Below are 12,083 nucleotides of genomic sequence, written 5' to 3'. Positions count from 1 at the left end.
GTCAGATCCTGTAGCACCAGAAATAAACGGACCAGCCGCCGTCGGCGGCGCCGGAGAGTTGGGTGGTGAAGCCGGTCGTGTCGGAGGCGCTGATGCAGAACCCGCGCGTGTTGGCGACGGCAGGGGCGTCGCGGACGGACACGATCGGTACGAGCTGGGTGTCCATGGTGATACCGAACCCCAGGGACAGGCTGGAGGCACTCGCGGTCCCGGCGACGGTGCCGGTGAAGATGCCGTCGATGCTGCCCGGGGCTGCGAAGTCGGCCCACCTGCCGATGTGTACGGTCCGGTTGGCGAAGTGCAGCCAGTAGTTGGCGGTGGCGTCGGTGCCGTTGTCCCATCCGACGATGGCCTGCACCTCGTCGCCGTAGAACTTGCCGCCGTCCACGCCGCCGCGCTGGTAGCCGGCGGAGAAGGCGCCGGGCTGGGCGATGACGTAGCCGCCGCGGCGTTCCGCGGTGTCGGATCGGATGACTTCGAGGCGGGCGGCTGTGGGCGTGAGGTAGGCGCGGGATGTGCAGGTGACGCCGCCGTCGTCGAACGGACTGGAGTTCATGCCGAGGCTGACGTCGGTGCCTGCGGAGACTCCGTTGATGAAGCCGAAGTCGCTACCGGAGTTGGGGTAGAAGCGGATTTCGGGCAGGAAGGTTCCGGTGGGGTTGATCTCCAGTCGCTTTCCGGTTGTACCGGAAAGGAGCTGGCCGATGATCGACACGTCGCCGGTGGAGGCGTCGGCGAAGAAGGTGCGGCTGCCGGCGGTGTTGTACAGCTCGTAGCCGTCGGCGGACATCCGGGCGCGGGCGCCGGTGTCGGCGGTTTTGATCTCCCCGGCCATGACCCACGACGCCGTGATCTCACCGGCGGTGACTTTGGAGACGGTGAGGTCGCTGATGTGGGCGTCGTCGATGAGGAGTGCGGTCGCCGACGCCGCGTCGCTGGGCCCGCTCTTGTTGCCGGTCTTGTCGACCGCGACGACCCGCACGTACCGGGCGGACGTCTCTTCCACCTGGGCGGTGAACACGACGGGGATCTCGGCTTGGATCATGCCCGCGTTGGCGACTGCTTTGCCCTTGAGGGTGGTCGTGGTCGGTGTGAACCCGGGCTCGTAGTCGGCGTGGATCTCAAGGTGGTCGAGATCCGACTCTAGGTTGAACGTGCCGCCGCTGGCCTTGCCCAACTCGTGCGTGATCTGCACTGCAATCCGCGACCCGGCCACCGACGGGGCGGCGGGAGTGGAGGGCGGCAGGTTGTCGGACGAGGCTACGAACGTCGTCACCGGCGACCAGGCGCCGGTGTTGCCGGTCCTGTCGACCGCCCGGATCTGCACGTCGTAGCCGACCCCGGGCGAGAGGTCTTGGAGTTGGGCGGTTGTCTCGCCCCAGGCCACGAACATGACCTGCCAGTCGTCATCGGGCGCGGCGAACGGCTGGCTCCAGGTCTGGAGGTCTTGCCAGCGGACCTGGGAGACCTGCGTCCAGGTGGCTGGGTACAGCATGTCGGTGTCGACGGCGTAGCGGATCTCGTAGTGATCCCCGTCCAGGACCGTGGATCCGTCGACGTTGTTGGGGGCGTTCCAGGTGAGGATGACGCGGGCGCGGGTGAAGCCGCGGTTGTCGAGGTAGGCGAGGCCGGTGAACGGTTCTACGAACACCGGCTGGCTGGGTACCGAGGTGTCGGCGTTGGGTCGTGACCCGATCGGCTCGGTCGAGGAGTTGGTGAGTTGCCGGGAGAAGTCCCCGACGGTGACGGTGGACGTGCCGTCGGTTTCGAAGTCGATGTACTGCGTGAGGTCGGTCCAGGTGCCGTCGGCTGCCCGGTAGGCGACCGTGTATCCCTCGGTGATGGACCATGAGGTCTCCGTCACCTGGAGCTTGAGCGGGTTCAGCCGCAGGCCCCGGAACGTGATCTCTGTCGATGTGTCGACAAGACCAGAGTCCGGGTCGTACACCCACACCCGGTCCCCGACCACGAACGACCCGTGGACGTCGTAGTCCGCAGTCGACAGCGTGAGGGCGTTCCGTGCCGACGTGAACCGCGACAGCTGCAACGCAGCCCGGGTCTCCGCGTTCGTCGACGTCGTATCCGACTCGGACACGAGGCGGGTCAGCTTCAGCGGGTTGCCGTGGATGTCCTTGAACCCGGTCGCCGGAGAGATGTCCGCCGCCCCCGTGGCGATACTCGCCCCCTCACCCTCGGCCAGCAGGACGACGCGGGTGGAGTAGTCCTCCATATCCCGGGTGACGTCCATGCTGCCCGGCAGGGCCCGTAGCGCCATGTCCTCGCCGGCGCCGCGGGTGACGATGACGCACGTCGGGTTGGTCACGAACAGATCGGAGTCCGGCCCGGCGTCGAGGGTGCCGTCGCCGTTGACGCGCCAGGAGACGGGGACGCTCTCGGACGACATGGTGTCGCAGACGTAGCCGATCGCGGTGCGGGGCGTCTCGTACTGGTGTCGGCCGGTGTACGTGCCGGACACGGAGTGGATGGTGCCGGCGGTGACCGCGCCGGACGCGGGGAGCAGCATGTTGATGGCCGTGGCGAAGCTGGCGCTCGCGGGTTCCACGGCGTTCTCGAAGACGTCGCCCTTGCTGTCCTCGTCGCCGAGCCAGAACGCCATCCCGACGCCGCCGACGCTGAGGTTGTCGCCGGGGGCGTTGGTGCGACCGTCGTCGCCGGTCGTGCGCGTGCGGACGACGCCGACGTAGCGGGCCACGTCGAGGAGGTTGTCGCCGTACTGGGCGGGGTCGAGCCGGCCGGGGACGATCGCGACGTGCCCGAAGTACTGGATCGCGTCCAGGGCGTCGCGGGGGATCGACGGGAGCAGACCGATCTCCCACGAACCCAGAGCCTTCAGTACCTCGTTGACGGCCACCCGCGCTACCTCCGGACTCCGTAGACGGCTTCCGGCATGCAGGCGACGTACTGGTTCCGCAGGTCGGTCGCGGCGTCCCCGGATATAGCGCTGCTCCCGCCGGCCGCTACGCCGATCCAGAAGTCGATGCTGGTGGCGCTGCTCTTGATGACGCCTCCGTTGGTGTGGGCGGTGAACGATCTCGCGGAGCCTGCCGCGAATTTGTTGCCGTCGGCATCGTCCGACGTGGCGACGACGTACCCGGACGCGGCGAAGCTGGTGTTGGTCTCCAGGCTGCTGCGGTAGGCGGCGAGCGTGGCAGAGGTGCCGGTCTGGAGGTAGCCCTCGACGAAGCGGGAGCCGCGGCGGAGGGTGAGGTCGAGGGTCGCGCGGCCCGGCGCCAGGCCCTTGATCAGCCGCACGATGCACATCTCGGGGTCGTTGCGGAGGAGGGTGGCTCCGTCCCACGTCGTGATCGAGGAGGCGGACCCGGCGGCGCTGACGTTCCAGAGCTTGGAGTGGTAGGCACTGCCGGTGTACGCCTGCACGTCCAGCGTCGCGGACGCGCCGGGGGCGACGTTGACGAGGCCATTCGACAGCGCCCACCCGGTGGCGGCGAGCGGCACGTCGACGCCGTACACCTCCTGCGCCCCGGTGGTGGTGACCTTGACCCGGCCGGTCAGGTACGACGTCGGCGCGCAGCCCCAGCGTGGGGACACGTTCGCGGGCACGCTGCGGTAGACGGTCATCGCCCCGTCCGCGCCGGTGCGGGTCATCGTCGTCGCGTTGGTGGAGCCGGTGTAGTAGCCGTAGTGCCCGATCGGCGGCGCATGCCAGCGCTCCCCGGTCAGCGAGAAGTCGTTGACGCGCACGGCCCCGGTAAGGCGGCTCTGGAGGTCGGTCTCCGAGTCGGAGCCGACCCGCTCCAAGCTGACCTTCCAGTCAGTAGTGACGCGCTCGTTGAGATGCTCGCTGTACGTCGCCCCCGCGCTCTTGATCGTGTAGTAGCCGGACCGCTCTGGCTTGTCGGTGAACGTCACCGGCACGCACTGACCGATCTGGAGCGCGTTGATGCCGTCGTGCCGGGCGATGACCTGCGCGCGGGTGAGCGGCGGGTAGGACTCCTGTCCTTCGAGGTCGAGGCTGCGGGACTCGCCGCCCGACTCGGTGACGGTGAACGTCTCACGGAGGGGGATGCGGCCGAGTTGGACGTCGCCCCAGTTGTAGAGGGCCATCAGGCGCGGCTCCTGTCGGACTTGCGGATGGCTTCCTTCATCTCGTCGACGAGGGCGTTAGCAGCCGCTCGACGGGAGGCAGGTGTGGAGAAGTCGAACGTGCCAGCCACCGTGATGTTCTCGATCGTCACGCCACCAGCAGCGCCCCCGCCCGCGACGAGCTGCTCGAACAGGGCAGTCTGCTGCGGGTCGAGGATCCGCTCCGGTCGGCGGGTGGCGTTGATGGCCATCGTCGCGCCGGGCTGGAGCAGGCCGCCGGAGTCGAACTTGGCGGCGGGCGCGAAGCCCCACCGGGACGTGAACATGCTGTCCCTGTAGGAGCGGGCCCGCTTCCCGATGACCACGCCGTCGCCGCCGCGGCTCTCGACGTTGACGCCGGCGATCGTGCCCGCCGTGTGGCCGACGCCGCTGTTCGTGATGCCGATCATGTACGGGCTGTTCAGGTTCCGGACCCATCCGGACGGCCCGTTGTTCCCGACGAAGCTGCCGGTGGCCCACCGGCGGTGCGGGCGTTCCCCGCGGATCACGGACTCGATCGCGGAGGTCAGGCCGGAGCAGTCCCAGCTGGGGTTGCCGTTGCCGCCCCACTGGTACTTCTTGCCGTGCTGCGTTTTCGCCCACGACAGGGCTTTCTGAACGCCGGGCCCGCCGACGGCCTTCTTGTCCTCCTTGCCGAACCAGCCCATCATCCCGTCGACCGCCTTGTTCGACAGGCCGCGCATCAGGTTCCCGATGCCGGTGTTGGGGATCTTCCCGATGAGCGGGCGTACCAGCGAGGAGAGGGCCTTCTTCGCGGCGTCCTTGAGGCCGCCGACGACGAGGTCTTTCGCCCAGGAGGTGACGTCGCCGACGACGTTGCTGATGCCGCCGGTGACGTTGCCGACGATGCCGCCCACGTCGAAGTGCTGCACGGGCTGCTGCTGTCGGCGGCGTTCCTGCTGCCGGGTGGGGTTCCCGCCGGTCTTCGTCGGGCGGTCCTGGCCGAGCATGGCGTCGATGCCGCGGTGGCCACCGAGGGCGGTGACTTGGCTGGTGGAGAGGACCCGTTCGCCGGGGGTGAGCATGGCGGGGACGGTGTCGCGGTTGCCCTGGCCGGGGACGACGCCGCCCTTGTTGAAGCCGAGCTTGATCGCGGGGAGGGTGATCCCGGAGTTGATCTTTCCGGCGATGGCGTTCCACATGCGGCGGATGCCGTTGTTGTAGACGGTGCCGACGACGTACCGCACCGGCGAGGCGAACTTGCTCTTGATGCCGTCCCAGATCCGGCCCAAGCTGTCCCGGAGGGACGTGAACGCGGTCCGCATCCCCGACTTGAACGAGTCGACCTTGCTGCGGATCGTCGAGAAGATCGACGTCACCTTGTCGCGGGCGCCGTTCCACAGGTTGCTCCACGTGCTGGAGATCGACGTCCGCAGGTTGCTCACACTGTCCCGGAGCGACTTCCACGCCCCGGAGACCGCACCCCGTAGCCCGGACCAGAAGGAGTTCCACCGGTCTCGTACCGAAGCCCACAGGTCCCGCCAGGTCTTGACGACCCAGTCCTTCAATGCGGTGAAGATCTTTTTTGTGTTCGTCCACAGCGACGTGAACCACCGCGTGATGTCCCGCACCAAGTCCGGGATGATGGAGTGCCCGACGAGGGTGTCATACAGCCACTCGAACTTGTCGACAATCCAGCCGACGACCTCGCTGACCTTGTTCGCGAACGTCGTCAGCCAGCCCACGACCGTCGTGATCGCAGGCACCAAGATGTTGAACGCGCCCGCCAAGACGCCGGACATCATGCCCGCCAGGCCCACGATCAGCGGAAGCATCGGCTCGATCACCGACATCGCCAGGTTGATCAGCGCGGCCGCCATCTGCCCCAGTACCGGGATCAGCGGCGCGAACGCCGCATACAGCGGCACGAGCATCGGCGCCAACTGGCCGATGAGACTCCCGAACGTCCCCACGGCCGGGATGAGCGCGGCGATGACCGGCTTCAGCCCGGTGACGAGCGCGCCGACGAGCAGCGTCACGATGTCCCCGACAACCGGCAGCACCGGCGCCAGCGCGGACACGACCACCGCAAGAAGTTCACCGATCGGCTTCAGCAGCGGCATGATCGCCTGCACGACGTCGATGAGGACGTCACCAAGTTCCTCGACCACCGGCAGCAGCGCATCCATGATCGGCATGAGCGCTTCGCCCAGCGCCTCCGCGAGGGAGGCCAGGACCGGGCCCAGCTTCTGCGCCAGCTCAGTGACGACCGGCGCGAGCGCCTCCAGCAGCGGCAGGGCTGCCTGAAGTACCGCGCCCAGCGTGCCCGCGAACAGCTTCGCGATCTCGTTGACCGCCCGAAAGATCGTCGCGAGCGCCTGCTGCACCTCCGGCATCGCCGTGATCCGCCGCAGCTCCGCAAACACCTCGCCCAACGTGCCCAGCGCATCCCCGCCGCCCTCCCCGGCGGCCTTCATGATGTTCCCGAGCGTCCCGAAGATGTCCCCGAGCAGCTGCCCGAACTGCTTCGCGACGTCGATGCCGCGGTTGATGGACTCTTCCAACTTGCCCGACGCAAGCCCATCGGAGATCTTCTTCGAGATCCGGTCCCCGGCGTCCCCCGCCGCCTTCGTCAGCCGCCCGAAGGCGGGTGACGCTGCGATGGACAGCTCGGTCAGGCCCTTCAAGAACTGGGCGGGCACCCGGTTGAGGTTCGCGAACCCTGCGTTCAGGCCGTCGAACATCTGCCGCAGCCTGCCAGTCTTCGACAACTCGATGACCGCGCTGGCCGCGTTCTTCCCCATCGCGTTCAGGTTGTCCGCCATCCCCACGAGGCCGGCCGTCAGCGGCGGCACGACAGCGGTGGTGAGGTTGGTGAACGTGGTCCCGAGGCCGCGGAACAGGGCGTCCTGTACGTCGAGCTTGAGGCCGCGCCAGGCGGCGCCCTGGGAGATGACGGCGTTGACGAACTCACGGGCGTTCGGGCTGAGCCTCGCCATCGCGTCGGCGAGCTTGTTGACCGCGGTGGCGCCAGACGTCTGCGCGTCAGCAACCGCGCGGGCTGCGTCGGCGACAGCCATCTGCGCGTCCCTGATGTCGCGGGCCCCGTCCACCGCCGCCTTACGCGCAGCCTCACGAGCGTCGGCGACCTCGCGTTCAGCGCGGGCGACACGCTGCACCCCGTCCTGCTGCGTGCGGGCCGCCTCCACAACCGCATCACGTACGGCACGGGTCCGGTCCAGGACCGCCCGGTCGGCGTCCGCTACGCCTTCCTTGGCGCGCTGAACCTTCTCCGAGCCCTCCACCCCGGCCTTGTTCGCGGCCGCGGTTTCCTCTTCGAGACGCTTCGTCTCGGTCCGCTGCTCGTCCAGGTTCTGCAACGCGCGGTCGTAGGCGAGCTGCGCCTTGTCGATGTCCTCCTGCGACGCCTTCGTCCCCTTCGCCTTGACCGCCGCCAGCTCCTGCTCGGCGTCCTGGAGGTCGAGGACGGCCTGGCGCTCGTCGAGCTTGGCGCCGGCCAAATTGTTGTTGAGGTCTTCGAGTTCCTCGGCGGCGTCCTTGCGGGCCTGGGTGAGGTCCTCCTGCGCCTGCCGTGCGTCTTTCTGCGCGTCGGCGAGGTCGCGTTCGGCGTCGGCGATCTGACGGGCCGCGCGCCGGTTGGCGTCGGCGACGTCCTGGATCGTGGACTTCAGGTTGAGCTGGGCGTCCTTGATCTGCCGGGCCGCCTGCACCCTGGCTTCGGCCGCCCGGACTTCGGCGTCCTTCACACCCTGCTGCGCCTTGGCGAGGGAGCGTTGCGCGTTCTCCACCTGCCGGATCGACGACGTGGCGGCGCCCGCGCTCGCGGTGGCCGGCGCGAACGCGGCCTTGAACGCGTCACCGATACCGGCTGTGCCGACCTTGACCGCGGCGAACGCGGTCGCGAGCGACAGGATCGCCGGCGCAGCGACCGCGGCGGCGGGACCCATGGCGGCGATGGACTGGCCGAGGGAGGCCACGGTGGGCAGTGCGCCGATGGCGGCGGAGGCGAGCATGACGAGCCGGGAGGAGAGGAGGCCGACTCCTCCGGCGCCACTGGAGGCGTTGCTGCCAAGTCCTGCGAGTCCGGCGAGGCTGCCGATCATGCGGGCGCGGACGTTGACGTTCCGGTCGCGGGTGAGGAAGTTCAGAGCGGTGTGCGCGGCGGCGGTGTCGGCGCGGGCCTGCACGGTCATGGTGCGGCGTCGGGTGAGGTTGGCGATGCTGTCGGCGGCGACCCTTGTGTCGACGTCGATGCCGATGCGTACCTGGCGGCGGGCGGTGAGGTTGCGGATCTCGTCGGCGGCGACGCGGGTGTCGGCGGACGCGCGGATGATGACGGTCCGGTCGGCGGTCAGCTTGTCGAGCTTGGCGACGACACGGTCATAAGCCGCCTGATTCAACTCCGTCAGGATCTCGATCGTGTCCGGGAGTGCGGTCAGTCCAGCGAGCGCGGTCCCATCGAAGTCCACGTCGACGCGGACGGTGCGCGAGCGGGTGAGGAGATCGATTTCTTCAGCTGCAACGCGAGTGTCAGCGTCCGCACCGATCCGTGTAGTCCGCTTCTGGGTAAGGTTCTTCAGCTCATCGGCGGCAACGCGAGTGTCGGCGTTGGCCAAGAACTTGACCTTGCGGTCCTTGGCCAACTTGTCGAGCTTGGCGACGGCGTCCGCATCGTCAATGTCAACGCCCACCTTGACGGTGTGCTTCTTCGCCTTGAGGCGGTCCATCGCCTGGTCGTAGCCAGACTCGTCGGCGGTTACTTCCACGTAACCTTCGGCGATCCTAAAGCTCCCGGCCATCAGGAACCGCCTCCGGAGAGGTAGTTGACCGCCCTAAAGAACAAGGCGACGTCCTCTTTGAGCATGCCGATGGCGGCGTTGCAGTTCTGGCAGAGCAGCCCGCGCACTCGCCCGGTGCTGTGGCAATGGTCGACGCTGAGGCGCCGCTCGCGGGCGCAGGGCTGCTTGCAGATAGCGCAGCCGCCGCCCTGCTGTTCGAGCATGCGGTCGTACTCGCCGAGGGCCAGCCCGTACTTCCGATCCCTCATGCAGTCCAGGCACATGTGCTGAATCCCGCGCGCCTTGGTGCGGTTGAGGGCGAAGTCCCCAGTGGGTTTCTCGGTCTTGCACCGCCCACAGAACGCAGAGGCGGGGAGCGGCCTCACGTCGGCATGGTCAGCGTTACGGGCCCGCCACTCAGCGGCGTAGGTCAACGTGCACGTCTTGCACTCCGAGGCATAGGTCCGGTCGGCCTTGCGGTGCGGGCGCCGGTTGACCTTTGAGTAAAAGTCGGAGAGGCGCTTGACCTCGCTGCACCGGGTGCACTGCTTGGTGGTCACCCTGCCCCGCCTCCCATGCTCACCAGTCCGGGGAACTGCATCCGGAACGTCGTCAGCGAGACCTCTCGGGCGTCGCTGTCCGCGCCCTCGGGCGCGGGGGTACTGCTGGTGCGGGTTGGGGTCGAGCTTGTCGGCTGCTGCTCTTCGCGTTCGGCTTCAGCGCGGGCCGCCATCACGCCCGAGTAGGCGGTCAGCCGGTGCGCCAGGGCGAAGTAGCGGCGGGCGTCAATCTCGTCGCGTTCGAGGTCGATGTGGTAGATCGCAAGGAAGTCGGCGTCGATGTCGTCCTGGTGGTCGAGGACCCAGATGATCTGTCCGGTCCGCTCTGCGATCGCCTCCAGCCACGGCAGGGCGGTGATCGCCCCGTGGAGCGGGGTCAGCCACTCTGGGCTTTTCCCTTCCCGCCCTCCTGCCTGCCGAGGGCCTGACCGACGATGATGTCCACGATCGATTCGAGTTGCTCGTCGGTCAGGGCCTTGGACTTCTCCAGCGCCTCGTAGGCGTCCTCGCCGAGCACCCGGATCAGCAGGGGCGCGGTGGCAAGTTCATGGCCGCGCTCGCCTGCCTGCCGCAGGTACTGGAGGGCGACACCCTTCGGGATGCGCTTGGGGATCGTGTACTCGTCGTCGCCGATATAGAAGAGCGGGACCCGCTCCTCAACGACCTCGTCGTCGGCAGCGATCCGGACGGGCTCGAAGTCGACGTCGGGGTTGAGAGTTTTGGCCGCGTTCCGCTTGGCGGCGGCAGACTGGCGGGTGCGTGCGGTGGTGGATGCCATGGGTGGTTCTCCTCGTACGGGCAGGGGCTAGGGGCTGGTCAGTTCTGGTCGACGATGTGGAAGGGGGTGATCACCGAGCTGACGTAGTGCCCCGTGAACTTGACGGGGATCAGCGTCTGCTTGTCCTTCGTGTACGCCAGTTCCGTCGAGTCGGTGTTGAGCATCCGGCGGCCGATGATGCGACGCGTGCCGCCGGGGCCGTAACCGTCCATGATCACGGCGAAGTAGTTCGGCTGCGTCGCACTCGACGTAACGTTCGGATCGAAGCTCTTGTAGCCCGACCCGGACGCTGCCGTGCCGCCGTTGAGGGAGATCGACAGGTTCTCCAGCGTCGCCTCCGCGAGGGAGGTCTCGATGGTGAAGTCCTGCTTCGTGAGGCGGCTGCCGACGCGGAGGGTGATCTGGTCGACCTCCAGCTCCGAGTAGGTCTGGTCGACGCTGAGCTTCACGCCGTCCTGCGTACCGCCCAGATCCGTCCACGAGGACGCGGGCGGGGCCGCGTTGACGGCCGTGTCAGCGGGCTCGGTCGCACCGAATGCCCCCTTGTAGAGGGTTGCGGGGCCCTGGATCAGGTTGGTCGTGGTCACCGACATAGGTCAGCTCTCCTTGCTTCCGGCCGTGCCGGCGATGGTCTTCTTCTCGGGAGGGGCAGGGGCCGCCGTGGCGGGTGCGGGAGTCTCCGGGGTGTCGTCGATGAGGAGGCCCTGCCGCTTGAGGTCGAGGTAGTCGGCGTCGGTGACCTCGATCTCCCGGTCGGGCTGCATGGTGGTCCGGACGGTGGGCATCAGGGGTAGTCCTCCCGACAGAGTGGAAAGCGGTGGTGGCTGAACTGCGGGTGGAAGCGCAGTTCGATGGTCTGCTCGGGCGGAATGGAGCGCGGGCAGTCGACGATGCGGATGTCGCCGGTGAGAAGGAACTCCAACTCGTCTCGACTGTTGTGGACGATGACGCGCCCGTTCCAACTGAGGAGCTGGCCATGCGGCTTGCGTTCCTGGACGGCGTAGCAGCTCACGAGGGGACCTCCGTCCAGGCGATGACGAGCCCGGGGATCGAGTAGCGGGCGTACGACGAGGCGTCGTCATGGATCCGTCGGGACTCGCCGACCGTGTACGCGGACAGAACCCGCGCGGCCGGATACCCGGCGGGCAGGGTGACGGTCTGCGGGATCGCCGTGTGGTCGTAACAGGCGGCCTGGATCGCCTCTGCGAGCACGGCGGCCTTGTTCCACGGCGGCTTCTGGCTGTCTGGGTTGAAGGCCCAGCAGTCCACGCCCATCGCCGGATCCCGCAGCGGCACGTACAGGTTCGGGGTGCCGCCGGCCGTGACGAGGGTGCAGAACCCGGACGCCGCCCACGAGGTGTTGTCCTTGGGCAGGGTCGTGGCGACGCGGTCGCCGACGACGGTCTTGAGCCAGGCGGTGGCGACGAGTTCTGGGGTGGCCCGCAGTTGGAGGCTCACGGCGTCCTCCGCTGGAACAGAGCGGGACGCAAGTACGGCATGGGCGGAGTGCCGGGGTGGTTCACGCGGGCCACGGGGTGGTCAGCGCCAGGCCAGTACAAGGCCTTCTTGTTGCGGGGCACGATCACGTGCGGGGCGGTGCCGAGTTCGACGTCCGTCGAGTAGTTGCAGTCGAGGGAGCCGACGCGCAGCACCTTGTCGTGGCACTCGGAGCGGAGGGAGTCGTGCAGGCGGCCGGTGCGCTTGTGGACGTAGTCGCGGGCGTCTCCGAGGATGGCGACGCCGATGACGTCTCCCATCCAGTCGTTGATCGCCGCGTCGACATGCGTACGCGCCGACGGGTCGATCCGTACGCCGGATCGCGCCATAGTCGCCGCCTCCTCTCCGAAGGTGGTGTCGTGCTGGCCGGGCCCGGTCTCCCCG

10 protein-coding genes are annotated in these 12,083 nt (G+C 68.2%); all 10 read right to left on the bottom strand.

Annotation, left to right across the window (positions count from 1 at the left end):
* Position 1: 1 nt before the first annotated feature.
* Positions 2–2,872: a fibronectin type III domain-containing protein gene (locus H4687_RS16555; protein WP_046915827.1), complete on the bottom strand. Its 2,871-nt coding sequence runs from the start codon at positions 2,870–2,872 to the stop codon at positions 2–4.
* 5 nt (positions 2,873–2,877) lie between these two features.
* On the bottom strand, positions 2,878–4,086 hold the full coding sequence (locus tag H4687_RS16550) for a hypothetical protein (RefSeq protein WP_046915828.1): 1,209 nt from the start codon (positions 4,084–4,086) through the stop codon (positions 2,878–2,880).
* The gene (locus H4687_RS16545; RefSeq protein ID WP_318787708.1) at positions 4,086–8,852 is read right to left on the bottom strand and encodes a hypothetical protein; all 4,767 of its coding nucleotides are present in this window, start codon (positions 8,850–8,852) and stop codon (positions 4,086–4,088) included. Before H4687_RS16545 ends, H4687_RS16550 begins: the two co-directional genes overlap by 1 nt.
* A 32-nt stretch (positions 8,853–8,884) precedes the next feature.
* Entirely contained in the window at positions 8,885–9,424 is a 540-nt protein-coding gene (locus H4687_RS48050; RefSeq protein ID WP_050398225.1) for an endonuclease VII domain-containing protein, read from the bottom strand.
* Positions 9,425–9,800: 376 nt separating this feature from the next.
* A complete protein-coding gene (locus H4687_RS16535) occupies positions 9,801–10,202 on the bottom strand; it encodes a hypothetical protein (RefSeq protein ID WP_046916578.1) in 402 nt (133 codons plus the stop codon).
* 38 nt (positions 10,203–10,240) lie between these two features.
* Positions 10,241–10,795 (bottom strand): phage tail tube protein, encoded by a 555-nt coding sequence (locus tag H4687_RS16530; protein ID WP_046916579.1) that lies wholly within the window; start codon positions 10,793–10,795, stop codon positions 10,241–10,243.
* A gap of 3 nt (positions 10,796–10,798) precedes the next feature.
* Positions 10,799–10,987, bottom strand: a complete 189-nt coding sequence (locus tag H4687_RS16525) for a hypothetical protein (RefSeq protein ID WP_046916580.1) — start codon at positions 10,985–10,987, stop codon at positions 10,799–10,801.
* Entirely contained in the window at positions 10,987–11,214 is a 228-nt protein-coding gene (locus H4687_RS16520; protein ID WP_046916581.1) for a hypothetical protein, read from the bottom strand. The genes H4687_RS16525 and H4687_RS16520 overlap by 1 nt, the downstream gene beginning before the upstream one ends.
* The gene (locus H4687_RS16515; RefSeq protein WP_046916582.1) at positions 11,211–11,660 is read right to left on the bottom strand and encodes a hypothetical protein; all 450 of its coding nucleotides are present in this window, start codon (positions 11,658–11,660) and stop codon (positions 11,211–11,213) included. Before H4687_RS16515 ends, H4687_RS16520 begins: the two co-directional genes overlap by 4 nt.
* Positions 11,657–12,028 carry a hypothetical protein gene (locus tag H4687_RS16510; protein WP_046916583.1) on the bottom strand — a complete coding sequence of 124 codons (372 nt, stop codon included), beginning with the start codon at positions 12,026–12,028 and terminating at the stop codon, positions 11,657–11,659. The genes H4687_RS16515 and H4687_RS16510 overlap by 4 nt, the downstream gene beginning before the upstream one ends.
* Positions 12,029–12,083: the final 55 nt, after the last annotated feature.

Source organism: Streptomyces stelliscabiei (assembly GCF_014873495.1).
Taxonomy (GTDB): Bacteria; Actinomycetota; Actinomycetes; order Streptomycetales; family Streptomycetaceae; genus Streptomyces; species Streptomyces bottropensis.
This window is presented reverse-complemented; position numbering and strand designations above follow the sequence as displayed.

Excerpts from the sequence above, each read along its gene's own strand:
- H4687_RS16510 (WP_046916583.1), bottom strand. The coding sequence starts at position 12,028 with ATGGCGCGATCCGGCGTACGGATCGACCCGTCGGCGCGTACGCATGTC.
- H4687_RS16530 (WP_046916579.1), bottom strand. The coding sequence starts at position 10,795 with ATGTCGGTGACCACGACCAACCTGATCCAGGGCCCCGCAACCCTCTAC.
- H4687_RS16550 (WP_046915828.1), bottom strand. The coding sequence starts at position 4,086 with ATGGCCCTCTACAACTGGGGCGACGTCCAACTCGGCCGCATCCCCCTC.
- H4687_RS16535 (WP_046916578.1), bottom strand. The coding sequence starts at position 10,202 with ATGGCATCCACCACCGCACGCACCCGCCAGTCTGCCGCCGCCAAGCGG.
- H4687_RS16525 (WP_046916580.1), bottom strand. The coding sequence starts at position 10,987 with ATGCCCACCGTCCGGACCACCATGCAGCCCGACCGGGAGATCGAGGTC.